Origin of the sequence: Thermomonospora echinospora (assembly GCF_900108175.1) — a bacterium.
GTDB lineage: Bacteria > Actinomycetota > Actinomycetes > Streptosporangiales > Streptosporangiaceae > Thermomonospora > Thermomonospora echinospora.
This window is the reverse complement of sequence record NZ_FNVO01000003.1, coordinates 499,451-524,455: the sequence shown is the minus strand read 5'-3', so window position 1 is coordinate 524,455 and position 25,005 is coordinate 499,451. Positions and strand designations below refer to the sequence as shown.

General features: G+C 71.8%; 21 protein-coding genes. 10 read left to right on the top strand and 11 right to left on the bottom strand.

Features of this window, described 5'->3' with window-relative positions:
• Window positions 1-34 precede the first annotated feature (34 nt).
• The 3 genes from C4U03_RS09795 (at window position 35) to C4U03_RS09785 (ending at window position 5,209) form a co-directional block, all read left to right on the top strand.
• Window positions 35-2,140: a SpoIIE family protein phosphatase gene (locus C4U03_RS09795; RefSeq protein WP_103937472.1), complete on the top strand. Its 2,106-nt coding sequence runs from the start codon at window positions 35-37 to the stop codon at window positions 2,138-2,140.
• Between the two features lie 244 nt (window positions 2,141-2,384).
• Window positions 2,385-4,034, top strand: a complete 1,650-nt coding sequence (locus C4U03_RS09790) for an RNA polymerase sigma factor (RefSeq protein WP_103937354.1) — start codon at window positions 2,385-2,387, stop codon at window positions 4,032-4,034.
• A gap of 179 nt (window positions 4,035-4,213) precedes the next feature.
• Window positions 4,214-5,209, top strand: coding sequence for a hypothetical protein (locus C4U03_RS09785; protein WP_103937353.1), 996 nt, complete (start codon window positions 4,214-4,216; stop codon window positions 5,207-5,209).
• A 75-nt stretch (window positions 5,210-5,284) separates the two neighbouring features.
• On the opposite strand, the gene C4U03_RS09780 is transcribed toward C4U03_RS09785, so the two are convergent.
• Together C4U03_RS09780 and C4U03_RS41690 are read right to left on the bottom strand one after the other, a co-directional pair.
• Complete coding sequence (locus tag C4U03_RS09780; RefSeq protein ID WP_103937471.1) at window positions 5,285-6,043, bottom strand: YaaA family protein; 759 nt, start codon at window positions 6,041-6,043, stop codon at window positions 5,285-5,287.
• A 123-nt stretch (window positions 6,044-6,166) separates the two neighbouring features.
• Window positions 6,167-6,397, bottom strand: coding sequence for a DUF7455 domain-containing protein (locus C4U03_RS41690; protein ID WP_103937352.1), 231 nt, complete (start codon window positions 6,395-6,397; stop codon window positions 6,167-6,169).
• A gap of 257 nt (window positions 6,398-6,654) precedes the next feature.
• Here C4U03_RS41690 and C4U03_RS09770 point away from each other — a divergent pair, with 257 nt between their 5' ends.
• Both C4U03_RS09770 and C4U03_RS09765 read left to right on the top strand, forming a co-directional pair.
• Window positions 6,655-8,754 carry a DNA gyrase/topoisomerase IV subunit B gene (locus C4U03_RS09770; RefSeq protein WP_407701419.1) on the top strand — a complete coding sequence of 700 codons (2,100 nt, stop codon included), beginning with the start codon at window positions 6,655-6,657 and terminating at the stop codon, window positions 8,752-8,754.
• A gap of 762 nt (window positions 8,755-9,516) precedes the next feature.
• Window positions 9,517-9,876 carry a hypothetical protein gene (locus C4U03_RS09765; protein ID WP_103937351.1) on the top strand — a complete coding sequence of 120 codons (360 nt, stop codon included), beginning with the start codon at window positions 9,517-9,519 and terminating at the stop codon, window positions 9,874-9,876.
• A 140-nt stretch (window positions 9,877-10,016) separates the two neighbouring features.
• Here the strand turns inward: C4U03_RS09765 and C4U03_RS09760 are convergent, their stop codons facing one another.
• The 7 genes from C4U03_RS09760 to C4U03_RS09730 form a co-directional block, all read right to left on the bottom strand.
• Window positions 10,017-10,823, bottom strand: a complete 807-nt coding sequence (locus tag C4U03_RS09760) for an SAM-dependent methyltransferase (RefSeq protein ID WP_103937350.1) — start codon at window positions 10,821-10,823, stop codon at window positions 10,017-10,019.
• Window positions 10,824-11,126: 303 nt separating this feature from the next.
• Complete coding sequence (locus C4U03_RS09755; protein WP_103937349.1) at window positions 11,127-11,693, bottom strand: thioredoxin family protein; 567 nt, start codon at window positions 11,691-11,693, stop codon at window positions 11,127-11,129.
• A 232-nt stretch (window positions 11,694-11,925) separates the two neighbouring features.
• Entirely contained in the window at window positions 11,926-12,438 is a 513-nt protein-coding gene (locus tag C4U03_RS09750; protein ID WP_200827162.1) for a hypothetical protein, read from the bottom strand.
• Window positions 12,439-12,552: 114 nt separating this feature from the next.
• Window positions 12,553-13,170 carry a carboxymuconolactone decarboxylase family protein gene (locus C4U03_RS09745; protein ID WP_103937347.1) on the bottom strand — a complete coding sequence of 206 codons (618 nt, stop codon included), beginning with the start codon at window positions 13,168-13,170 and terminating at the stop codon, window positions 12,553-12,555.
• Between the two features lie 160 nt (window positions 13,171-13,330).
• Window positions 13,331-15,148: an AfsR/SARP family transcriptional regulator gene (locus C4U03_RS09740; RefSeq protein ID WP_103937346.1), complete on the bottom strand. Its 1,818-nt coding sequence runs from the start codon at window positions 15,146-15,148 to the stop codon at window positions 13,331-13,333.
• Window positions 15,149-15,190: 42 nt separating this feature from the next.
• Window positions 15,191-16,009: a class I SAM-dependent methyltransferase gene (locus tag C4U03_RS09735; RefSeq protein WP_235017736.1), complete on the bottom strand. Its 819-nt coding sequence runs from the start codon at window positions 16,007-16,009 to the stop codon at window positions 15,191-15,193.
• 306 nt (window positions 16,010-16,315) lie between these two features.
• Window positions 16,316-17,113: an ATP-binding protein gene (locus tag C4U03_RS09730; RefSeq protein WP_103937344.1), complete on the bottom strand. Its 798-nt coding sequence runs from the start codon at window positions 17,111-17,113 to the stop codon at window positions 16,316-16,318.
• Window positions 17,114-17,285: 172 nt separating this feature from the next.
• On the opposite strand from C4U03_RS09730, the gene C4U03_RS09725 reads away from it, so the two are divergent.
• Both C4U03_RS09725 and C4U03_RS09720 read left to right on the top strand, forming a co-directional pair.
• The gene (locus tag C4U03_RS09725) at window positions 17,286-18,137 is read left to right on the top strand and encodes a helix-turn-helix domain-containing protein (RefSeq protein WP_103937343.1); all 852 of its coding nucleotides are present in this window, start codon (window positions 17,286-17,288) and stop codon (window positions 18,135-18,137) included.
• Between the two features lie 4 nt (window positions 18,138-18,141).
• Complete coding sequence (locus C4U03_RS09720) at window positions 18,142-18,354, top strand: DUF397 domain-containing protein (protein ID WP_103937342.1); 213 nt, start codon at window positions 18,142-18,144, stop codon at window positions 18,352-18,354.
• 73 nt (window positions 18,355-18,427) lie between these two features.
• Here the strand turns inward: C4U03_RS09720 and C4U03_RS09715 are convergent, their stop codons facing one another.
• Complete coding sequence (locus C4U03_RS09715) at window positions 18,428-20,932, bottom strand: DNA gyrase/topoisomerase IV subunit A (RefSeq protein ID WP_103937341.1); 2,505 nt, start codon at window positions 20,930-20,932, stop codon at window positions 18,428-18,430.
• Between the two features lie 114 nt (window positions 20,933-21,046).
• Here C4U03_RS09715 and C4U03_RS09710 point away from each other — a divergent pair, with 114 nt between their 5' ends.
• Window positions 21,047-22,213, top strand: coding sequence for a lactate 2-monooxygenase (locus C4U03_RS09710; protein ID WP_103937469.1), 1,167 nt, complete (start codon window positions 21,047-21,049; stop codon window positions 22,211-22,213).
• Between the two features lie 99 nt (window positions 22,214-22,312).
• On the top strand, window positions 22,313-22,969 hold the full coding sequence (locus C4U03_RS09705; RefSeq protein ID WP_103937340.1) for an ATP-binding cassette domain-containing protein: 657 nt from the start codon (window positions 22,313-22,315) through the stop codon (window positions 22,967-22,969).
• Between the two features lie 18 nt (window positions 22,970-22,987).
• On the opposite strand, the gene C4U03_RS09700 is transcribed toward C4U03_RS09705, so the two are convergent.
• Complete coding sequence (locus C4U03_RS09700; protein WP_103937339.1) at window positions 22,988-23,974, bottom strand: LysR family transcriptional regulator; 987 nt, start codon at window positions 23,972-23,974, stop codon at window positions 22,988-22,990.
• A 70-nt stretch (window positions 23,975-24,044) separates the two neighbouring features.
• Here C4U03_RS09700 and C4U03_RS09695 point away from each other — a divergent pair, with 70 nt between their 5' ends.
• On the top strand, window positions 24,045-24,968 hold the full coding sequence (locus tag C4U03_RS09695; protein ID WP_103937338.1) for a threonine/serine dehydratase: 924 nt from the start codon (window positions 24,045-24,047) through the stop codon (window positions 24,966-24,968).
• The last annotated feature ends 37 nt before the right edge of the window (window positions 24,969-25,005 follow it).

The following is a 25,005-nucleotide window of genomic DNA, read 5'->3' as shown; positions in this document are numbered from 1 at the left end:
GCGACCGAAGGATGCGGATTCGGAGGTGTCGAACGTGAGCGCCGATACGTCCGTCCCGCACCCACGAGTCGCCGGCATGGACGCGACCGACTCCGCCCTGCTGTCGACGCTGCTGAGGGGCGCCCCGGTGGGCTTGGCCCTCTTCGACGACGGCCTGCGCCTGCGGCGGGTCAACGACACCCTGCTGGAGGCGCTGGGGCTGCGCGCCGAGGACGTCCTGGACCGGCGGCCCTCGCAGGTGCTGCCGGACGAGCTGACCGTCCCCGTGGAGGCGGCGCTGCGCAGGGTGCTGGCCGAGGAGACCCCGGTCGCCGACGTCGACCTGGCCCTGCGTCCCGCCGGCCGGGGCGGCCAAGGCGGCCAGGACGGGCGGGTGCGGCACTTCACCTGCTCCTGGTTCCCCTCCTGGAGCGCCGACGACAAGCTCGCCGGGGTGATCCTGATCGCCCTGGACGTGACCGAGCGGCGGCTGGGGGAGGACGTCGTGCGGCGCCGGGAGCAGCGCTACCGCTCGTTGGTGGAGTCCAGCTCCCAGGTGGTGTGGGTGACCTCGCCCGAGGGCGAGATCACCGACGACGCGCCCGAGTGGCGGGCCATCACCGGCCAGAGCGCCGAGGACTACGCCGCCGGCGGCTGGCTGGCCGTGGTGCACCCGGAGGACCGGTCGCGGGTGGAGACCGCCTGGCGCGAGTGCGTGGCCGACAACCGGATCTTCGAGTCCGCCTACCGGGTGCGCACCCGCAGCGGCACCTACCGGCACTTCGACGTGCGGGCGGTGCCGATCTGGCGGGGCGACACCGTGATCGAGTGGGTGGGCGCCAACACCGACGTCACCGGGCAGCGCGAGGCCGAGGAGATGCGCGGCCGCCTCACCGAGCAGCTGTCGGCCGCCGCGCTGCGCACCGCCCGGCTGCAGCAGGCCACCTCGATGCTGGCCGAGGCGCTGACGGTCAGCCAGGTGGTGCAGGTGATCACCGAGGTGGGTCGATCGGCGATCGGCGCCGACCACTCCGCGGTGGCCCTGCTGGACGACGACAAACTGCGGCTGAGCATCGTCGCCCCGGCCGGCCCGGACGGCGGCGAGGGCGGCACGGCGCTGCGCGGCGACATCTCGGTGAACGAGCCGACCGTCATGTCGGTGGCGGTCCGCGAGGGCCGACCGTTCACCGCCGGGACCCCCGACCAGCTGCGGCTGCACCTCGGACGGGACGAGGCCGCCACCTTCCCCTGGCACGCCGACGAGCGGGCCTGGGTGGGGCTGCCGCTGCTGGCGGCCGGCGCGCCGATCGGGGCGCTGCGGTTCTCCTTCACCCGGCCGCGCGAGATCACCGAGGAGGAGCGGGTCTTCCTGGAGGCGCTGGCCGGCCAGTGCGCGCTGGCGGTGGAACGCGCCCTGCTGTTCGAGCGTGAGCACAAGACCGCCGAGGAACTGCAGCGCAGTCTGCTGCCCAGCGACCTGCCCCAGATCCACACGATGCGGCTGGCCGCCCGCTACCACCCGGCCACCCGGCACGTGCAGGTCGGCGGCGACTGGTACGACGCCTTCCGGCTGCCCGACGACCGACTGGCGGTGGCGGTCGGCGACGTCATGGGCAAGGGCGTGCTGGCCGCCGCCGGGATGGGCCGGGTCCGCAACGCGCTGCGGGCGCTGGCGCTCAACGATCCCCGGCCCGCCGCGGTGCTGGCCGGACTGGATCGGCTGTTCTCGGCCACCGAGGACGAGGAGCAGTTCACCACCGTCGCCTACGCGGTGATCGACCCCGAGACCGGGCGCGGAGTGCTCAGCAACGCCGGGCATCCGCCGCCGCTGCTGCTGTCGATGGACGGACCCGCGCGGCTGAGCACCAGCGAGCCCGGCACCCCGCTGGGCTGGCCCAGCCAGCGACAGCAGACAAGTTTTTCCATCGAAACCGGCAACACTGTGGTCTTCTATTCCGATGGACTTGTGGAGAACCGTAGGCGTGGGGTGGACGCCGGCCTGGCCGAACTGGTCACGGTCGCCGCGGACGCTCCACCAGAGGTGGTGGGGGATCCCGAGAGACTCGTCGACTTCCTGGTAGATCGGATGCTTGCCGGATACGAGCAAGTGGACGATGTGACCGTGCTCGCCCTGCACGTCCCGCCCAAGCCGGCGTGCTGACCGCGCAGACGTACAGAGGACCGCCCGGTGCCCTCTAAGGTGGTGTGGTACCGGGCAGGACTCTTCAAAGCGGAATGCGCGGCCGTGCCAGAATGCTTGACCTTGATGAGAGCGGGTACGCTGCGGTGCCGCGCGATCAGTCAGGCCCTGCCGAGTGCGAGCTGCTCAGGCTCCGCCACAAGCGGGGTCACGCCCGCCAGGGCACTTGGGTCAACCTAGCCACACGTTCGTTCGAGAGGTATTTGTGTCGCCTGCTAGCTCGACCTCGAAAGCGTCAGACCTGCACGAGCACGTCATCGGGCAACTGATCGAGCGTGGACGGTCCCAGGGTTACCTCGAAGCCGACGACGTACGACGTACGTTCGAGGAGGCCGACATCCCCGTGTCCAAGGCCTCCAGCATCTTGCGGAGCCTCAGCAAGGAGGGTGTGACCGTCATGGTGAGCGCTGCCGACTCCGCAGCGCCGAAGCGTCCGCGCAAGCAGCGCGCGACGCCGGCGGGGCGCAGAGGCAAGACGACGGCCGCTGCCAAGGAGCAGCCGGACACGGTGACCGCGGTCGTCGACGACGCCGTGGACAAGACCGCGGAGGCGGCTGAACCGGCGGGCCGTGGCGCCGCACCGGCGGCCAGGGCCGCGGCCAAGAAGTCCGCACCGGCCAAGAAGAGCGCCGCCAAGAAGGCCGCCCCCGCCCGCAAGGCGGCGGCCAAGGCAGCTCCCGCCAAGGGCCCCGCGGCGGCCAAGGACGACCCGGAGCTGGACGACGACGTCGAGGTCACCGACCTCGAGGACGACCTCGACCTCGACGTCGACCTGACCGACGACGTGGTGGACGACGCCGTCGAGGAGGAGATCGAGGAGGACGAGGCGCCCGAGGCGGTCAAGCCGGCGGCCGGCAAGGCCGGCCCCGAGACCGAAGAGGACGTCCTGGTCATCACCGATGACGACGACGACGCCCCGGCCCAGCAGATCGCCGCGGCCGGCGCCACCGCCGACCCGGTCAAGGACTACCTCAAGCAGATCGGCAAGGTGCCCCTGCTCAACGCCGAGCAGGAGGTGGAGCTGGCCAAGCGGATCGAGGCCGGCCTGTTCGCCGAGGAGCGGCTGGCCACCGCCGGGCACGCGATGTCCCCCGAGGACCGCGAGGACCTGGAGTGGATCGCCGAGGACGGCCGCCGCGCCAAGAGCCACCTGCTGGAGGCCAACCTGCGGCTGGTGGTCTCGCTGGCCAAGCGCTACACCGGGCGCGGGATGCTGTTCCTGGACCTGATCCAGGAGGGCAACCTGGGCCTGATCCGCGCGGTGGAGAAGTTCGACTACACCAAGGGCTTCAAGTTCTCCACCTACGCCACCTGGTGGATCCGGCAGGCGATCACCCGCGCGATGGCCGACCAGGCCCGCACCATCCGCATCCCGGTGCACATGGTCGAGGTCATCAACAAGCTGGCCCGGGTGCAGCGGCAGATGCTGCAGGACCTGGGCCGCGAGCCGACCCCGGAGGAGCTGGCCCGCGAGCTGGACATGACCCCCGAGAAGGTCGTGGAGGTGCAGAAGTACGGCCGTGAGCCGATCTCGCTGCACACTCCGCTCGGTGAGGACGGCGACAGCGAGTTCGGCGACCTGATCGAGGACTCCGAGGCGATCGTCCCGGCCGACGCGGTCAGCTTCACCCTGCTGCAGGAGCAGTTGCACTCGGTGCTCGACACCCTCAGCGAGCGCGAGGCCGGGGTGGTGTCGATGCGGTTCGGGCTGACCGACGGCCAGCCCAAGACCCTGGACGAGATCGGCAAGGTGTACGGGGTGACCCGGGAGCGCATCCGGCAGATCGAGTCCAAGACCATGTCGAAGCTGCGTCACCCGTCGCGCTCGCAGGTGCTGCGCGACTACCTCGACTGAGCAGTCGCCCGCCCGGTACGCCGTCCTGCGGGGGGCGGCGTACCCGGCCGGTGTCACTCCATCACCGCACTCGTGCTGACCTGTTGAAAAGTTGCAGGTCAACTCGTGTCCGAGTGCGTAACACACTGTTTACACGCAAGTAGCGTCGGCCGCCCCGGTTCTTCCTACGCTCGCCGGATATGGGAGTGATGGAGGTCGACCGGGTGCCCAGCCGGTCCCCTGGCGCACGACCCCGCGCCGCACGCCTGATCCGCGGACGTCCATGGCTGGACCCCGTACTGGACCGCGCCGTCGACGCGGTCCGCGACCGTTATCCGAGAGTCGGCGCCGCAGCCCTGGCGGAGAGCAGAGCCGACCCCGAACTGCGATCCCTGCGCGTGGAGGCGCTGGCCAAGGCTGCCGCGGGATGGAGCCGGGGGATCGAGGCCCTGCTGGCCGAGGACCCCGGCAATCCCGACCTGTGGCTGTGGCTGGGCCGTACCCGGGTCGAGGAGGCCTGGCGGAGCCGCCCGGACGCCCGTGCCCGCTCAGTGCAGGCGGCCGGTTACATCGCGTACACCAAACGGATGAAGGCCGCCCGCGAGCCGCTGATGCGGGCCGCCGAGATCTTCCGGGACGACCCCGTCCCGTGGGAGTCGATGATGTGGCTGGCCCTCGGCCTGGACCTGGGTCGGGAGGACAAGGACGCCCTGTGGGCGCAGGCCCACCGGCGATGGCCCACCCTGTACGGGGCGCATGTCGCGCGGGTGGTCACCCTGTCCCCGCAGTGGGGCGGGATGATGGAGGAGATGTTCGACTTCGCCCGGGTGGCGATGAGTATGGCCCCCCGCGAGGACCCGCGGGCCGCGCTGATCCCGCTGGCCTACTTCGAGTACTTCGTGCAGGAGCGCTCGGGGATCATCCGCGGCACCTCGTCCTGGTTCTCCGCCGAGGAGTGCCGTGACGTGGAGATCGCCGCACGCCGCTGGTTTGAGGGGCCCCGTCCCCACCCCCGCACGATCGAGGCGCACAACTTCTTCGGCGCCGCCTTCCACCTTGCGGACGCGCGGCGGCCGGCCCGCCAGCACCTGATCCGCACCCACGGGCGGCCGAGCGGGCTGCCCTGGAGCTATTTCGGCGACGAGACCGATCAGTACGTCAAGGCCTGCCGCCACCTCAACCTGGACATCTCCTGACCCTCGCCACGGGCCCGGGACGTCTGGGGAGCCCAGGGGCGCGGGCGACCGGCTGAACGGCCCCTCAGGGCCGCCTCAGGCGTGCAGGACGACGTCCAGATGCCTGCCGTCCCCGCTCAGCTCGGCGCTGTAGCCAAGTCCGCAGACGGCCTTGAGAAGCTCCTCGGGGGACGCCGGGTCCACCCCGGCCTTGAGGAGGTCGTGGGCCACCTTGCCGCGCGTGGCCTTCGCCATGTGGCTCACGACCGTGCGCTTGGGGACGCCGCCCGGGACGTGGAACTCCCGGAACACCCGTACCGTCACGGTGGGCGCCGCCGGGCGCCAGGCGACCGCGTACGGGGCCGAACGCATGTCCACCACGAGCCCCGTCGGCCGCAGCGCCTGCTCCAGGGCCGGCCGCCAGAGCGCGGCGAGCCTGCCCAGCGGCGGGAGCGAGACGGCCATCGCCAGCCGGTAGGGCGGGATCCGGTCCGTCAGGCGCAGCGCCCCCCACAGCCCCGACAGGATCACGATCTGCTCGTCGGCGGCCCGCCGGGCGGCCTCGTCCAGGGACGCCAGCGCCAGGTTCTCGTAGAGCACACCTTTGTAGAGCCGCGACACGGGCAGGGTCGGCGCGGTATGGAGGTCGCGGTTGCGCCGCAGCGCCTCCTCCGCCTGGGTCCGCGGCAGCGCCAGCACCTGCGGTGCGTCGTCCCGGCCGCAGACCTCGGCCAGGGCCGACAGCACCCGCTCCCGGATCGGGTTCAGTTCGGGGAAGCTCAGGCCGGCCGGGTCGAGCGGTGGGCCGTCCCCGCCGCACGCCTTGCCCTCCGAGGGCGGCAGCACGATCAGCACGGTTCCCCCGATCCGTGTCGTGGTCTCGGTCTTCGCGTTCATGGGCGAGCGGCGGCCATCGCCTGTGATGGCCGCCGCTCGTCGTTCCGGTGGCCCCGGCGTGCCGGGGCCCTTATCGAAGGGCTACCGCTCGTCGTTGTGAACGGTGGCCGGGGTTGCCTTCAGTCGGTCGGTCTCGTCGTGGATGTCCGCCCCTGAGGCGCGGAGCGACTCGCTGTACTTACGCCCGTGGTGGGCGCAGAACAGAAGGTCGCCGCCGCCTACAAGGACCGCACGAACGTAGGCCTGAGCGCCGCAGCGGTCACACCGATCGGCGGCCGTAAGCGGCTTGGTTGGGGCAAGGGCTCCGGTCACGGCACCTTCCTCAGTACTCGGGGTCGGTACTTAGGACAACATCTAACCCGACGTGGGCCTTCCCAATCCGGTTCTCACTACGCCGAGAGCGGAATGGGCCGATGAGTGACGGATGTCACATCTTGTTCGATGGGGGGTCACCCACCGTTCCTTCGCAACGGCCACCGGACCTGCGGGGCGGCGAGCCGCCGAGTGAAATGTCGGCGGGCGGGGGTAGCCTTCTCCCCGATGCCCTACCCCCGAGGAGCGCAAGCACGTTGACCGCCCTGACCACTGAGAGCACCGAAGCGCCCGTCCGCGACGATCCCCACGCCTACTCCGCCCGCCACCTGTCGGTCCTGGAGGGGCTGGAGGCCGTGCGCAAGCGGCCGGGCATGTACATCGGGTCCACCGACAGCCGGGGCCTGATCCACTGCCTGTGGGAGATCGTCGACAACTCGGTGGACGAGGCGCTGGCGGGCTACTGCACCCGCATCTCGGTGGTCCTGCACGCCGACGGCTCCTACGAGGTCGGCGACAACGGCCGCGGCATCCCGGTGGACATCGAGCCCAAGACCGGGCTGCCGGGCGTGGAGCTGGTGATGACCCGGCTGCACGCGGGGGGCAAGTTCGGCGGGGTCTCCTACACCGCCTCCGGCGGCCTGCACGGCGTCGGCGCGTCGGTGGTCAACGCGCTGTCGGCGCGGCTGGACGTTGAGGTCGACCGTGACGGCCACACCCACGCGATGAGCTTCAAGCGGGGCCTGCCCGGCGAGTTCGCCGCCCCCGGCCCCGAGCGCCGCTTCAAGAAGAAGTCCGGGATGCGGCAGATCGCCAAGGTCCCCCGCAAGGCCACCGGCACCCGCGTCCGCTTCTGGCCAGACCTGCAGATCTTCCTCAAGGACGCCAGCGTGGACACCGCCCTGGTGATGGACCGGATGCGGCAGACCGCGTTCCTGGTCCCCGGGTTGGAGATCTCCGTCCGCGACGAGCGGGGCGAGCAGCCCGTCGCCGAGACGTTCCGGTTCGACGGCGGCATCGGCGAGTTCTGCTCCTACCTGGCCACGGACGAGCCGATCTGCGACCTGCTGCGCTTCCAGGGCCGCGGCCACTTCACCGAGACCATTCCGGTGCTCGACGAGCAGGGCCATCTGACCCCCACCGACGTGGAGCGCGATCTGGAGGTCGACGTCGCGCTGCGCTGGGGCACCGGCTACGACACCGTCTGCAAGTCGTTCGTCAACGTGATCGCCACGCCCAAGCACGGCACCCACGTGACCGGCTTCGACCGCGCCCTGGTCCGCACCATCAACGACCAGTTGCGCGCCACCAAGCTGCTCAAGAACGGCGACGACCCGGTCACCAAGGACGACATCCTGGAGGGGCTGACCGCCGTGGTGACGGTCCGCCTCCCCGAGCCGCAGTTCGAGGGGCAGACCAAGGAGGTCCTGGGCACCTCGGCGGCCACCCGGATCGTCTCCCAGGTCGTCACCCAGGGGCTGCGGGAGGCGTTCGACAATCCCAAGCGGGGCGCCAGGCAGCAGATGCGCACCGTGCTGGAGAAGATCGTCGCCGCCGCCAAGGCCCGGATCGCGGCCCGCACCCAGCGCGACAACCAGCGCCGCAAGAACGCCCTGGAGAACTCCGCGCTGCCGGCCAAGCTGGTCGACTGCCGCACCACCGACGACCGCAGCGAGCTGTTCATCGTGGAGGGCGACTCGGCGTTGGGCACCGCCAAGCTGGCTCGTGACTCGGAGTTCCAGGCGCTGCTGCCGATCCGCGGCAAGATCCTCAACGTGCAGAAGGCGTCCGTCGCCGACATGCTCAAGAACGCCGAGTGCGCGGCCATCATCCAGGTCGTCGGCGCCGGCTCCGGCCGCACCTTCGACCTGGACTCCGCCCGCTACGGCCGCATCATTCTGATGGCCGACGCGGACGTGGACGGCGCGCACATCCGCTGCCTGCTGCTGACGCTGATCTACCGGTACATGCGTCCCATGCTGGAGGCCGGCCGGGTGTTCGCCGCGGTGCCGCCGCTGCACCGCATCCAGCTCACCAACCCCAAGCGGGGGCAGGACAAGTACGTCTACTGCTACACCGACGCCGAGCTGCGCAAGAAGCTGGTGGAGTTCGAACGCCGCGGCATCCGCTGGAAGGAGCCGGTCCAGCGCTACAAGGGCCTCGGCGAGATGGACGCCGACCAGTTGGCCGAGACCACCATGGACCCCCGGCACCGCATGCTGCGCCGCATCCGGGTCGAGGACGCCGAAGAGGCCGCCAAGATCTTCGACCTGCTGATGGGCAGCGAGGTGGCCCCCCGCCGGGAGTTCATCACCGCCGGCGCCGCCGAGCTCGACGCCGAACGCATCGACACCTGACCGCGCTCACCGTGCCCGCCCCGCCGCCCACCGGCCGGGCGGGTTCCGGGAGTGTCCGGAAACGGCGGGACTCGCGTCGGCACCACCTGCGCAACGTCGATCACCCACGCGAACGCGTCACTGGGCAGGCCGGCCCCAGGGTGTGCTGTGCTGGGCGCTGGGGGTGAGCGTCCCTGGCATCCGGTGGGGCGCCCCGGTCGGTGGTCCGGCGGGTGGCGGGTCGCTCCCTGAACCACTGGGTGATGTGTCCGGGCGCCGAGGTCTATCGGATTGAACAAGTCGTGTGCGCCCATGAGCGGATGCGGGGCTGCTTCCGATACGTGCGAATCGGTGTCGGGCGGGGGCGTCGGAATCGCCGAACCGGTGCCGGTTCACGTCGCCTTTCGGTCTGGTGCGGGATGGCGTGTTCTGTCGTTCGTCCTACTTCTCCCGGAGCGACGGTGTGTCCGATCGCGGGCACTGTGCGTGCTGTGACCCTTTGGTCGCCGGGCCGGAGGCGCGGGCCGTTCTTCCTGCCGGTCGTCTTCACGCCCGCCGCCCACTGACCGGACCGGACATCGCCCGCCGGGTACGGCCCCGGCGCGATGGGGGCGAACACTCGCTTCGGCGCGTCAGGGGCCGGAAGGTCCTTGTTAAACGATGGGGCATCCAGGAGTCCGGAGACGCCCAAGTCGCAGGTACGCATGGATGCCGCGGACACAATGTGATCGGTCGATGACCGTTCGAATACCGGGGAGAGGCCCGGTCGGGGAGGGACGCGGCGTGCCGAGGACACAGCTGATCGCGGACTATCTGCGCGCGCAGGCCCGATCGCGGATCGACCGGGTCGAGAAGGACGACCACGGGCACAACGCCCGCACCGCGATCGCGCTGATCGACGCGGCCGACTACGTGACCACCCTCGATGAGCACGCGCAGGTCCTGGTGCGGCTGGCGGTCGCGGGCTGCTTCTCGGGCGGCCGCTTCGACCCGGGCGGCGAGGGCGAGCGCATCGTCGGGGACTGGCACCACGACCTTGGCCCGGCCGACCCGGCCGAACTGCTGGAGTCCCTCGCCGAGGCGGCCGAACGCGGCGTCGCCCTGGCGCCCCGTCCGCCCCAGCCCCGTCCCGCATATCCCTGACCTGCACGGGAGCGGCCTGCAGCCGACCGGGCGTTCCCCGATGTACGCCGCGTATCCCTGACCCGCGAGAACTGCCGATGGTGGCCGTTCCCGCGGTCGTCGTTATGCCGTGCCGAGACCTCGCCGCTCTGCGGGAGCGGTCACGCTTTGTGGCCCATGGCTCCGAGGAAGTGGGTGGTGGACGGGTCGGTGATCTCGTCCGTGGACTCGGGACGCCACTGGGTGATCCACACCACCCCGGGGTCGAGGACCGTCCAGTCCCCGAAGAAGCGGCGGACCTGCCCGGGATCGCGGGAGTGGATCGCCGAGGTCGAACGGCGGTAGACGCCCTCGGCCCGCGTGGAGGCGTCCTGGTCCATCCCGCCCTGGTAGCCGTGGGAGATCACCAAATGGCTGCCGGACGGCAGGCCGTCCAGCAGCCGCTCGACCATCGCGTACGGGTCCTCCGCGTCGGCGATGAAGTGCAGCACCGCCACCAGCAGCACCGCCACCGGCCGGTCCAGGTCGATCAGCTCGCGCAGCGCGGGCTCGCCGAGGATCTCCTCCGGCCGCCGCAGGTCGCCCTGCACGACCGTGACCAGGTCGTCGCCCGCCAGCAGCGCCCGCCCGTGGGCCAGCACCACCGGATCGTTGTCGACATAGGCGACCCGGGCGTCGGGGATCGCGCGCCGCGCCACCTCGTGCACGTTGCCCTGGGTCGGCAGCCCGGCGCCGATGTCGACGAACTGCCGGATGCCGGCCTCGGCCGCCAGGAACCGCACCGCCCTGGTCAGGAAGGCCCGGTTGGCCCGCGCCGCCAGCGGGGCCTCGGGCACCGTCTGCATGATCTGTTCGGCCGCCGCCCGGTCCGCGGCGTAGTTGTCCTTGCCGCCCAGGAAGTAGTCGTAGATGCGTGCCACGTTCGGGGTGGTGACGTCGACGCCCGACGGTGCCTGCTCGCCTGTCACAGCCGTCCTCTCGTGTGCGGACTCGCCTCAGAGCCGTGCCGATGATCTTACGTTCGGCGGCCCGTTCCGGAACGGGATCCGTGACTTCGCCGGACGGCTGGCCGATACCGGCCGAAGGCGGTGGCCGGCGTCGTGCATTCCTGACGGGGCCGGGCGGTCCCGCCACGGACCGTCCACGGTCGGCGGACGCCCCGCAGGCCCTCGGGGCGGTCCGTCAGTGACCTGGGCCGAGGAGAGGCCGCCCGCCCGTCAGATCATTCCGGTCAGGTGACCGGTACCGGGCGCGCTCCGCGGTGGAGGTGGTCAGGACGGCTCGTTGCCCGGCTTCCACTTGATGCCGCAGCCGAGGCTGGGCGTGTGCGGCTCGGGGACGGGCTCGCCCGCCAGCACCCGGTCGACGGCCGCGCGCAGGCTGCCGCCGTCGGAGGGTACGTCGTTCCTCGGGCGGGCGCCGTCGAACTCGCCCCGGTAGGCCAGTCGGCGCTCCCGGTCGTACAGGAAGAAGTCGGGAGTGCAGGCCGCCCGGTAAGCCCTGGCCACCTCCTGGGACTCGTCCACCAGATAGGGGAAGGTGAACCCGGCCCGCTCGGCCTGCTCCCGCAGGAACTTCGGGCCGTCGTCGGGGTAGTTGACGACGTCGTTGCTGCAGACGGCGACGGCGGCCAGCCCCTTGTCCTGGTACTCGGCGATGACCGAGCCCAGCGCGGACTCCACGCGCCGTACGTACGGGCAGTGGTTGGACAGGAACATCACCAGCAGCGCGGGGGACCCGGACAGGTCGCCCAGCGAGACCGTCCCACCATCGATCGCCGGAAGCGTGAAGTCGGGCGCCGGCGTTCCGATCGGGACCATGAACGAAGCGATGGCCATACGGCCATCCTCGCAGACTCCCTCCCGGAGCCCTCGGACCGACACCGCACCAACATGCAGGTCAGGCCGCTGTAGCCCGCCCCTGGCCGGATGTGGGTGATCTCCCGCACACGGCCCGGCGGTCGGCGGGCCAGGCGTCTCGCGGACGTTGTGGCCGGGGGTGGCGTGATCTCCGGTATGTCCGTTCGGCCGTCCGGTTCTCCCTCCGCGCCCGGTGGGAAGCGGACGGCCCTCAGCCGGGGATGCCCTCGTCCGCTGCCCGGACGGCGGACATGGCCGCGTCGAGTGCGGGGATCTCGCCGACCGCCGCCAGCAGTTCGATCGGGAACTCCGGGTCGGCCTGCCCGACCGCCAGCGCGACCCAGCGTCCGGTCTCCGGCCGCCGCCACACCTGCATCTCGCCGGACAGTCCGCACAGTGTGCCGATCGGCTCGGGCACCGGCGCGGTCTCGTCCAGCGCCCGCTCCAGATAGGGCCACAGATCGACGGTCTCGGGCTTGCCCCAGCGTGCCGTCATCGCCTCGGCGAGCGCCCGGTGGGCGGCGTCGATCTCCTCCTGCGCCGCCTCGACGACCTCCTCGCTCCGGTCCTCCCAGAAGTCCTGGCTGGCCAGCAGCGCGTACAGATGGTGGTCCGGCCCGGCGGAGTGATCGTCATCGAGCGGCTCGTCCTCGCGGAACGGCAGCGTCAGCAGCCTGTCCAGCAACGCCAACCGCTCCTGCGCGCCCACCGGCTCTGGCTTCACGGACTCTTCTTCGAACATGGCGCGAGGCTAGACCAGCGCGCCGCCCGCCGCCGAATGCGTCGCCGGCCTTGAGCAGGCGGCCCCAAGAGGCGGGCGGGAGCACCCGGGCGGCGGTCACTGAGCGGGCGGCTCCTCGGCGGGCGGCTCCTCGACGGGGCGGCCGAAGGTGACGGCGTCGAGGACGGCCCCGGGCGCGATGGTCCGGAAGGCGGCGTCGGGACGCGCGCCGAGTGCGGTGTTGACGGTCGAGAACGCGACGCGCAGCGCGACGAACGCCGTGATCGCGAAGATCTGGGCGTCGTCCCAGCCGGCGTCGCGCAGCGCCTGCACGTCCGCCGCACAGGTGCGGCCGGGGTCGCGGGCGACCTTGCGGGCCCATGCGGCCAGCGCCCGCTCACCGGGGGTCAGGCCCCCATCGTCGCCGCGGAGCACCCCGGCGGCCGTCTGCGGATCGGCCGCCTCGGCCAGCTTGCACCCCCACGCCAGCGAACAGTACGAGTCGCCGAAGGCCGACGCGCACGCGGCGACGAGAACGCCGCGCTGGCGCAGGGTCAGCCCGTGCATCCGGCCGAGCCCCTGCATGAGGTCGAACAGCCCGGCCAGGAACTCGGGGCGGTAAGCCCACAACCGGGAGATGTTCATGACGAAGCCGAGCTCGTCGACGTCGTCGTCGAACAGCCGCTGGGCCTCGGGCGTGTGCTCTGGAACGCCTAGGAAGCCGATGGTGCTCATCGCGGGGACTCCTCGGGGGACAGGGGCTTGCGGGCGAGATGGCCGACCACGAGTGTCGGCGCGCGCAGGGCCGCGGAGCGGGCCGCTCGGCGGCCCCACCCCTCATCGACCGGCTTCCACGCATCCCTTCCGAGGTCGTTTTGTGTGCGGTCGGCAGAGGTCATTTCGTCCGTCCTGTCGTGCGGTTGCCGAGCAACCGGGTCAAAGCGGGATTGTCGATGTCGGCGCCGAGCAGCCGGGCGGACGCCAGTGCCGTCCGATCGCCCAGGCGGTGTCGGTACAGGTGGGCGCGCACCACGAACTCGCGCATCTCACAGCGCGCGGCCAGCAGCGCCAGGGCCGCCACCAGCGGCCCGGCCCGGTCCCGCCCGTCGCGGTCCAGGGCGGTGGCGATCATCGCGTCCAGCACGTATCCGTGCACCCACTGGTAACGGTCGGACACCTTGGTGCAACGGGACACCGCCTGGGTGAACCAGTCCATGGCCGTGCCCGAGTCGCCCCGGGCGGCATGGACCAGGCCGAGGCCCCGCGCGGCCATGCCCTCCCAGCACGGATCGCCGAGCTGGCAGGCCAGCGTCCAGGCCTGCTCGAACCCGTCGGCCGCCGTGCGGACGTCCCCGCCGTTCAGGTCGAGCTCGGCCTGTAGGACCTGCGGCAGAGGCAGGAACGCCATCCACCGCTGTTCGCGCACCATTTCCAGGGAGCGCGCCAGCGCCACGGCGGCCTGGCTGTGCTCGGCGCGCAACAGATGCGCGCGGGCCAGGATCGACAGCGACCACGCCTGCTGCCGGTGGTCGGCGCAGCGGGCGGCCCGCTCGACCGACTCCTCCAGATGGGCCAGGGCCGCCGGATAGTCGGCCAGGTCGGAGGCGTTCATGCCGCGGACCCCGAGGATCGCGGCGATCTCCTGGTCGCCGTCGGCCAACGCCCGGGCCTTGGCCAGCCAGGCGTCGGCGGTCCGGCGCCGGCCCGCCTGCACCTCCACGAACCCCAGCTGCCGGTGGGCCGTCACCGCGGTGGCGCGGTCGCCCGCCCGGACCGCGAGCGCTATCGCCTGGTGGAGTAGCACGGAGCCTTCTTCGTCCCGGCCTCGCACCGCGTGCACGAGCGCACCGCCCAGGGCGGCCAGCGCACGGCCCCGCAACGCGTCGTCCCGGCAGCGGGCCGCCTCGGTCACGGCCCGGCGCAGGCACTGCAGGCCGGCGTCGACCGCGCCGGCGGCGATGGCGGCACGGCCGGCCTCCAACTGGCTGACGGCCGCCGCCCGGCCGCCCAGCGGCGGGGCCATCGGGGCCGGCGCGTCCACCTCGGACGCTTCCCGCAGCGCCGGGGAGGCGTCGATCGCCAGCTCCCGCCGCAGGATGTCCTCGCATACCGCCACCTGCCGCAGCGCCGCGGTCCGGTCGCCCGTCACCGCCAGGCTGCGTACCAGCACCTCGTGGTTGCGCTCTTCGAGCGGGTTGACGGCGACGGCGCGCGAGGCGTACGCGACGGCCTCGTCCGCGCGGCCGGCCGCCAGCAGGGCGACCGCCGTCTCGTGCAACCGCGCCTCGAGCGCGGCCGAGACGCGATGCCGCTCCACCAGCAGCCACGACTCGAACTCCGGGAGCGCGGCCAGGTGCACGCCTTCGAGCAACTCGCCGTCGAGGTCCAGCAGCCCGGCCGGGTCGCCGGACTCGTCGGTGAGCAGGTGGACGTCGATGATGACTTCGCCGTCCAGCGCCGTGACGACGGGGTCCCCGCCGAGCACGCCGGGCACGCCGAGCGCCCTGCGCAGCTCGGCGAGCGTCCAGCGCAGCGCTCCCAGCGGGTCGTCGGCGTCGCCGAACAGCATCTCGGCCAGGCGCCTGCGGCTGGGCGGACGCTCGGTCAGCAGCAGATAGCACAGCAGCGCCCACGCCTTGCGGCCCCTCGGCGGACGGGCCGGGCGGCCGGTCCGCTCGATGGCCGGCGGCCCCAGCAGCCGGATCGTCACCATGAGCCCACTGTCCTCCACCGGAGCGGCCGGGTCACGCCGCGGTCATCCGCGCCTGACGCCGACCGCCTCCAGGTACTCCGCCGCGCCGGCGACCGTGCCGTCATCGGTGCGGTTGAACTGCCGGGCGACCTCGGCGAGGTCCTCGGAGAACCGCTCCAGGTCTTCTTCGGACAGAGTGCCGGACAGCCTGGTGATGGGCCCGTAGAACCGGCGGAACCACTCTGAGAAGTGCTGGGGCGAGTGGTAGCGGAACACGTATTCCCGCTTGTTGAGCGCGATCCACTCCACCCGCTCCCCGAAGAGCGCGGACAGGTGCTCGGGGGTGCCCCACAGCACCGGCGGGCGCACCCCGGCCGGGGGCGGCGCCCAGCGGCCCACCGTCTTGAACAGGTGGCCGATCATGCCGGTCGGCGTCCAGCTCGCCAGGGCGATCCTGCCTCCCGGGGCCGTCACCCGGACCAGCTCGTCGGCGGCCCGCTGGTGGTCGGGGGCGAACATCACGCCCACCGTGCTCACCGTCAGGTCGAAGGACCCGTCCGGGAACGGCAACTGCTCGGCGTCGCCCTCGACGAAGGTGACCGGCAGGTGCTCGACCGCCGCCCGCTCTCGGCCCTGCTCCAGCAGGTTGACGGCGTAGTCGGCGCCGGTGGCCTCGGCGAACCGCCGGGCCGCCGCCAGCGCCGCGTTGCCCTGCCCGCAGGCCACGTCCAGCACCCGCTGCCCGGCCCGTACGTCGGCCGCCTCCACCAGCAGCTCGGCGATGATCTGGAGCGTGTTGCCGACCCGCGGATAGTCGCCGGTCTCCCAGCCCGCCCGCTGCGTCTTCTTGATCGACTCGAAGTCGACCGGTGCACTGGTCACGAAATCCTCCTTCGGGACGCCGCCGTCCGCGGCGGCTGGAACCATCGGACAACGCGACCATGTGACGGAGCGTGTGACGGCCTCCCGCCTCGCCGGGGCCGGAGCACGACCGGCCAACGGCGCACCGCCACGGGCTGCGCCCCTGGCTCCAGTGGCCGGCCGCCGTACGTCGCGTGTGGGCGAACCGGTCCCGCTGCGCCTGTACTTTTCTCTCCCCTGCATGACAGGTCGTGCCTGGCGCGGTGAATTTGCCGGGATACCGCCCGGAGGGGCAGCAGTTGACGCCCGGGACGACGGCCGGGTTTCTCAGGGCCGGATCGTCGGTGTTTCGTTGCGGCGCACGATGTGCTCGGCGAGGTCGTTCAGGTCTGTGAGGGGCCGCCGGACGTAGGTGCCCTCCGTACCCATGTAACGCATGGCCGCCGGCTCCATCGTGACGTTGATCCCGCACGGCGCCGACACCAGGGACACGCCCTTGGCGTGCCGGGTGATGACTCCGTGCACGCCCCGCCGGGCCAGCATGGCGTGCAGCGACTCGGCCGTTCGGGAGGGCGAGGCCAGCCGGGCGGCGCCGGGCCAAGGGTCGGGCAGCGGCAGCGTGAACCATACCGTCTTGCCCGGGATCGGCCGGGTCTGCAGCAGCGACCGGGACGGGCCGGTGCCCCAGGACGCGCAGAGTTCCGCGACCATGCCCAGCCCCCGGCCGTACTCGTCCAGCCCGCCACCAGCCCTGGCGACGGGCACCCGATCCCGGCAGGCGTCGAACACCGTCACCACCAGCTCGCGCCGGGGGTAGGTGCGCGCCCACATCCACAGCTCGGCCGGCGCCACCTGCCCGAACGGCCGCAGCGGCGCGGGCGGCCGGGCGTGCTGGAAGGCGTTGGTGGCCAGCTCGCTCACCGCCAGCCGCCCGTTGTCGAGCTGCTCGCGGGGGAACGCGAGGGCGCCCAGCACATCGCCCACCAACTGCCGCGCCCGCGCGGCGATGCTCGCGTCCAGCGGCAACGCCCACAGACACGCGCCGCCCAGCGGAAGGTCACGGGGACGACCAGCGATCACGACGATCTCCTCGGGGTCGGCGGGACGGCGCGGAATCCCGCACATCGGCCCGCACCCGATCTCGGTGATTCACCGACACGAACCGGATGCGGAGGGTTAGCATCATCGTCATGCCGAACCCTCAAATTCACAACCCCAACCTTGAAACATCCCCAGAATGAGGTTGTACGTCTAGTTTCCGGCAACTCCCATTTGATCAATCGATCGCGGAGCCCCGATGACCGAACAACGCCCCCGTCCCACCGTCCGCCGCCGCAGACTCTCCCGCGAACTGCGCGCTCTCCGTGAAGCGGCGGGCTTCACCGCCGAGCACGTCACCCGCGAACTCGAATGGAGCAAGGGCAAGCTCTCCCGCATCGAGAACAACGACTGGCGCCGCCCCAGCATCCAGGACATCAAGGCCCTGCTGGAGGTCTACGAGGTCACCGACCCCGAACGCCGAGAGGCCATGCTCCAGCTCACCCGAGACTCCCGCCAGCGCGGCTGGTGGACGGGCTATCAGGACGTCTTCCAGAACCTCGGTTACACGGGTTTCGAGCAGGAGGCGTCCCGCGTCCTGACTTACGAACAGAGCGCGATCCCCGGCCTGCTCCAGACTCCGGCATACGCAGAAGCGATCGTCCGCGCGTCACTCGTCCAGGACCCGGCCGAGGTGGCAAGGCGCGTGGAGCTGCGCATGGAACGTCAGCGCATCCTGGAGCACGCCGATCCGCTCCACCTGTGGGCCGTGATCGACGAGGCCGCCCTGTCGCGGCCGTTCGGTTCTCTGGACGATCAGCGAGAGCAACTCCAACGGCTCATTGACACCAAAGACCTGGAACACGTCACCGTCCAGGTACTGCTGACCACAGCCGGCCTGCACCCCGCCATGTCCGGGTCATTCGTGATCTTGGAGTTCCCTGAGGACCCCAGCGTCGTCTACCTGAGCCCGGGAGGACACGAGCTGTACCTTGAGACGCCTGAGGATATTGACCGGCACGCCCTCGTCTTCCGACACCTCAACGCAATGGCCCTCTCTCCGGCAGACAGCACCGAGTGTTTTGCAGCCAAGATCAGAGAACTAAAATAGCTGCATGGTGCCTTCGTCCCGTTTTGGTCGGCTTGTCTGGCGCAAGAGTTCCTACAGCCAGGGTTTGGATCAGAACTGTGTGGAACTGGCCCGGGCCGGTGAAGCCGTCGGTGTGCGCGACTCCAAGGATCCGGACGGCCCCCGCCTGATCTTCACGGCGGCCGAGTTGCGGTCCTTCGCCGCTGCGCTCCGGGCTGGGCGGCACCGGCTGTCCTAGTTGCTCAAGGCCGTGGCTGGGTCGGAGGCGGGTGGGTGCCCCCGCCGATGAGCGGGGGCACCCGGAGTGGTGGTCAGTCGGCGGGCTGGTCCTCCGTGGGGGCGGAGGGTGGGCCGGCAGCCGTCAGTGGGCCGATGGGGCCGCCGATGGCGGACAGGGGGATGGTGAGCTTCTCGCCGGAGCCGTCGCGGCGGCCCAGTTCGACGGTGATCTCCAGGGGCTTGCCGGTGGAGGAGACGGCGCGCAGCGGGGCGGGGCCCGCCCATGCCTGCAGGAGGGTGTCCTCGCCCTTGAGGAAGCGGTGGGAGCGGACGCCGCCGGTGGCGCGGCCCTTGGGCGGGAAGTCGGCGTAGTCGGCGACCTTGATGGCGCCGGTCTGGGTGCCGGGCAGGGCCGAGGAGGAGCCGGCGATCGTGACGACCCGGGCCTGGCGGCCGGGGTCGACGGCGCCGAACCAGATGACGCGGGCGCCCGCCGACAGCTTGATGCCCGCCATGCCGCCGGCGGGGCGGCCCTGCGGGCGGACGTTGGCGGCCGAGTAGCGCAGCAGCTGGGCGTCGTTGGTGATGAAGACCAGGTCCTCCTCCTCCGACAGCAGTTCGACGGCGCCCACCACGCGGTCGCCCTCCTTGAGGGTGATCACCTCGAACTCGCTGCGGTTGGGGTTGTCGTGCGCGACCCGCTTGACGACGCCCTGCTCGGTGCCCAGGGCCAGGCCGGGCCCGTCGCCGGTCAGGCCGGCCAGGCCGACCACGGTCTCGCCGTCGGCCAGGTCGGCGTACTCGCTGAGCGGGGCGCCACCGGCCAGGGACGGCGGACTCGCCGAGTGCGGTAGGGCCGGCAGGTCCAGCACCTCCACCTTGATCAGCCGCCCGGCCGAGGTGACCAGGCCGATCTCGCCGCGGGTGGTGGCGCGCACCACCGAGGTCAGCACGTCGTGCGGGCTGCGGGCGCCCTCGGCGGGCAGCGGCTCGGGACCGGTGGTGCGGGCCAGCAGGCCAGTGGAGGACATCAGCACCAGGCAGGGCTCGTCGGGGACCTCCAGCGGGACCGCGGCGGCGGCCGCCTGGCCGGAGGATTCCAGCAGCACGGTGCGGCGCGGGGTGCTGAACTCCTTGGCCACCTGGCCGAGCTCCTTGGAGACCACGCCGCGCAGCTTGCGCTCGGACTCCAGGATGGCGGTGAGCTGGGCGATCTCCTTGGCCAGCTGCTCGGACTCCTTCTCCAGCTCCAGCCGGTCGTAGCGGGTCAGCCGGCGCAGCGGAGTGTCCAGGATGTACTGCGCCTGGATCTCCGACAGCTCGAAGATCTGCATCAGCCGCTGCTTGGCCTGCGCGGAGTCGTCGCTGTCGCGGATGACCTGGATGACCTCGTCGATGTTGAGCAGCGCGACCAGCAGGCCCTCCACCAGGTGCAGCCGGTCCTGGCGCTTGCGGCGGCGGAACTCGCTGCGGCGGCGCACCACCTCGATGCGGTGGTCGACGTACACCTGCAGCAGGTCGCGCAGCCCCAGCGTGCGCGGCTGGCCGTCGACCAGCGCCACGTTGTTGATGCCGAACGTCTCCTCCATCGGGGTGAGCCGGTACAGCTCGGCCAGCACGCCCTCGGGGTTGAAGCCGTTCTTGACCTCGATGACCAGGCGCAGCCCCACGCTGCGGTCGGTGAGGTCCTTCAGGTCGGAGATGCCCGCCAGCTTCTTGGCGTTGACCAGGTCCTTGATCTTGGCGACGACGCGCTCGGGACCGACGCCGTAGGGCAGCTCGGTGACCACGATGCCCTTGCGGCGGGGGGTGACGTTCTCGATGCGGGCGGTGGCGCGGGTGCGGAACGTGCCGCGGCCCTTGGCGTAGGCGTCGCGGATGCCGTCCAGGCCCACGATCAGGCCGCCGGTGGGCAGGTCGGGGCCGGGCACGAACTGCATCAGGTCCTCAAGGGTGGCCTCGGGGTGCTCCAGCAGGTACCGGGCGGCGGCGATGACCTCGCCCAGGTTGTGCGGGGCCATGTTGGTGGCCATCCCGACCGCGATCCCGGAGGCGCCGTTGACCAGCAGGTTGGGGAAGGCGGCCGGCAGCACCTCCGGCTCGTTCTCCTGCCCGTCGTAGTTGGGCCGGAAGTCGACGGTGTCCTCGTCGATGGAGCCCACCAGCAGCATCGCCTCGCGGGACATCCGGGACTCGGTGTATCGCATGGCGGCGGGCATGTCGTCGCCGCCGAGGGAGCCGAAGTTGCCGTGCCCGTCGACCAGCGGCATCCGCATCGCCCACGGCTGCGCCATCCGCACCATGGCGTCGTAGATGGCGCTGTCGCCGTGCGGATGCAGCTTGCCCATCACCTCGCCGACGACCCGGGCGCACTTGACGTGGCCGCGGTCGGGCCGCAGTCCCATCTCGTTCATCGAGTACAGGATCCGGCGCTGGACGGGCTTAAGACCGTCCCGGGCGTCCGGGAGCGCCCGGCTGTAGATCACCGAGTACGCGTACTCGAGGAAGCTGCCCCGCATCTCCTCGGAGACGTCGACGTCGACGATGTTCTCCTCGAAGTCCGGCGGGGGAGGGGCTGTGGATCCGCGTCGTGCCATGCCCACATTGTGGCCGGTCCCGCGGACAGTTTTGGCCGGACGGCCCGGCTTCGGTGACCTGGGCGGTCAGGGATCATAGGTACGTTCCCGACATACCGGCCGGTGGAGGTGGCGATGGGCTCGCTCGCGGATTTCCAGAACGAGATCTACCTGGAGGGGCTCGGCGGCGCGCGGCCCGCGCTGCCCACCGATCTGACCGCCCTGGAGGAGTTGGCGGGGCGGCGGCTGCCCGCCGAGGCGTTCGGGTACGTGGCGGGGTCGGCCGGCAGCGAGGCGACGGCGGTGGCCAACCGGGCGGCGTTCGACCGCCGGCGGATCGTCCCCCGGATGCTGCGGGACGTGTCGCAGCGGGACTTCTCGGTGGAGGTGCTCGGCACGAAGATGCCCGCCCCGCTGCTGGTGGCGCCGATCGGCGTGCTGTCGATCCTGCACCCGGATGGAGAGCTGGCGGTGGCGCGGGCGGCGGCCGGGCTGGGCGTCCCCATGGTGCTCAGCTCGGCGGCCTCCTTCTGCATGGAGGAGGTGGCCGAGGCCAGCGGTGCGGGCTCGCCCCGCTGGTACCAGCTGTACTGGCCCAAAGACCGTGACCTGGCGGTCAGCTTCCTCGAACGCGCCAAGGCCGCCGGCTACACGGCGCTGGTGGTCACCCTCGACACGTTCACGCTGGGGTGGCGGCCGCGCGACCTGGACGCTGCCTACCTGCCGTTCCTGCGCGGCATAGGTGTGGCCAACTACTTCACCGATCCGGTCTTCCAGAAGGCGGTGGGCGGCCCCGTCACCGACGCCAACCGCGACCTGGCGATCCTGCACTGGGTGGCTAACTTCGGGAACCCGTCGCTTACCTGGGACGACTTGGCGTTCCTGCGTGAGCATTGGGACGGGCCCATCGCGCTCAAGGGCATCCAGCACCCCGACGACGCCCGCCGGGCGGTGGATGCGGGGATGGACGGCGTCATCGTCTCCAACCACGGCGGCCGGCAGGTGGACGGGGCGGTGGCCTCCCTGGACGCGCTGCCCGGTGTGGCGGAGGCCGTCGGGGACCAGACCACGGTGCTGTTCGACAGCGGTATCCGTACCGGGGCCGACATCGTCAAGGCGCTGGCCCTGGGCGCGCGGGCGGTGCTGGTGGCGCGGCCCTACGCCTACGGGCTGGGGCTCGCCGGCGAGGCCGGTGTACGGCACGTGCTGCGTTGCCTAATGGCCGAACTGGAGCTGACCACCATGCTCGCCGGATGCACCAGGCCGGGCGACTTGACCCCGGACATTCTGACGGAGGCATGACCTCCTGACATATGTCATGGCCTCGGCCAGCGAATGTCCCGGTGCCTTCCTGACGCGCGTGACTGCACGTTCCCGCCCGGCGCGGGAAGCATGGATGCCATGACCAGGCAAGTGATCGAGGTACACGAGCTGACCGCCGGACACGGGGGCGCCGAGGCCGTGCGCGGGGCCTCGTTCACCGTCGCGCAGGGCACCGTCTACGCGCTGCTCGGCAGGTACGGCTCCGGTAAGACGACGCTGCTGGAGACGGTCGCGGGTTACCGCCGCCCCATGTCCGGGACGGTACGGGTCGCCGGGGTCGATCCGTACGCACCAGGCGAGACGCTGCGGATGGGCACGGTGTGGCGGGAGGGCGGCCTGTTCCCCGGCCTGACCGTCGCCGAGGTGGTCGACACCTGGCGCCGCTGGACGCTGGACCCGCTCACCCGGGAGGAGGCGCTCGAACGGGTCGGCCTCCAGGGAAAGGCCGGGGCGCGGTTCGAGCGGCTGGGGGCGGGGGACAGGCGCCGGCTCGACCTGGCGCTGGCCCTGGTGGGCCGCTCGGACGTGCTGTTCCTGGACGAGCCCACCGCAGGGCTGCCTAGGGAGGACGCCCGGCGGATCCGCGCGACGCTACGGGAACTGGCCTCCGGCGGGGTGACGGTGCTGCTGACCACCCGCGACCCCGACGAGGCGTGCGGCGCGGACCGGATCGGTGTCCTTAACGACGGCCGCCTGGCCACCGGCCGGGCCCCGATCCGGCTGTACGCCGCCTGACCTGATCACTAGGCGGGGTCAGGACGATCCTCGCCCGGCCGCGACCGCCTCGTCCGGCCGCCCGGACTCCGGCATCGGCCGTGAGAGGTCGGTGGAGTCCCCGGCGAGTTCGCCGGCGAAGCGGTGCAGGATCGCCAGCAGGTCGGCGGCGAGCCGGGGCGGGCGGCGCCGGTGCACGACGAAGATGTCCCGGGCCAGGCAGACGTCGCTCAGCGGACGCGCCACGAAGCCGGGCGAGGCGGTGTGCTGCAAGGCCGTCCGGGGCACCAGCGCGATACCGATGCCGGCGGCGACGAGGGCCAGCGTGACCTCGTAGTCATGGGTCTCGTACGACGGCCGGACCTCGATGCCGGCCCGGGCCGCCGCCGCTTCGAGGCAGACCCGGTTGTGGACGCCGGGCCCGCCCGAGATCCACTCCTCCTGCCCGAGGTCGGCGAACCGGAGGGCGGGACGGCCGGCGAGCCGGTGCTCGGGCGGGAGCACCACCAGCAGAGGGTCGGTCAGCAGGCGCTCTCGGCACAGTCCGGGAGCCACGGGCAGCGAGATGCCCGGATAGCAGTGGGTCACCAGCAGGTCCAGGTCGCGTGAGGTCACCAGGTCGTACCCGCGGGGCGGCTCCAGGTCCAGCAACGACAGCCGTACCTGCGGATTGACCCGGCGGAAGGCGGCCAGCGTCTCGGGCAGCAGCGTCTTGCCAGCGGTCGCGAACGTGCCGACCGATAGATGCTGCGGCTGCTCCCCGGCCACCGCGCGCACGGCCTCCTCAGCGTCCCGCAACTCGCCCAGGACCCGCTCGGCGTGCTCCAGCAGCACCGCGCCGGCCTCGGTGGGCCGTACCCCGGTCGCGGTCCGCACCAGCAGCCGGCAGCCCGCCTCCTGCTCCAGCCTGGACAACTGCTGCGACAGGGCGGAGGGGGTGAACGACAGGCGCTCGGCCGCGGCGGTGATCGATCCCGCCCGGCTCACCGCTACCAGAGCGCGCAACCCGGTGACTCCCAGCGGCATGAAGGATTCCTCAAGGCTTCTCGTGAATCGTTAATGGTGCTTAAGCCTAGGGGCGGCCAGACTCGCGTCCATGACGGAACACCTCACCGGCATCCGGCCGGTTCTGGACGACGTGCTCGCCGCGGCGGACCGGATCGCCCCGTACGCGCGCCGCACCCCGGTGCTGTCGACGCGGATCGACGGCCGGCCCGTCGCGTTCAAGCTGGAGCACCTGCAGGTGACGGGCTCCTTCAAGTTCCGGGGCGCGCTCAACGTCCTCACGGCGGACCGGGACGTGCGGCATGTGGTGGCCGCCTCGGGCGGCAACCACGGCCTCGGCGTGGCCGAGGCGGCCCGGCTGCGCGGGCTCCCGGCGCGGATCTACGTGCCGCACGGCACCCCGGAGGCGAAGATCCGCCGCATCGTCGCCGCCGGCGCGCAGGTCATCCGGCACGGGGAACGGTACGCCGAGGCCGAGGCGGCGGCCCGCGCCGAGGCCGCCGCCTCGGGCGCGGGCTTCCTGCACGCCTACGACGACCCCGGCGTGATCGCCGGGCAGGGCACGGTCGGGCTGGAGATCGTCGAGCAGGTCCCCGGATGCGACACCGTCGCCGTGGCGGTGGGCGGATCGGGGCTGGCGGCGGGCGTGAGCCTGGTCCTCGGCCCCGGCCGCACCCTCGTGGCGGTGGAACCGGAGCGGTGCAACGCCCTGCACGCGGCTTTCGCGGCGGGCGAGCCGGTCGAGGCGCCCGCCGACTCCATCGCCGCCTCGGCCCTGGGTGCCTCGCGCGTGGGCGAGCTGCCGTTCGGCATTCTGCGGGAACGGCGGGTGCGCTCCGTCCTGGTCGGCGACGAGCAGATCGCCTCCGCCCGGGACCGGCTGTGGGAGGAGCTGCGGCTCGCCGTCGAACCGGCCGCGGCGGCGCCCTTCGCCGCCTGGCTCGCCGGTCAGGTGCCCGGCGAGCATCCGTGCCTGGTGCTGTGCGGCGCCAACACCGACTGGCGACCGGCCTGAGCCGTCGGCCGGTACGCGGCAGCATGAGCCGGGCGTG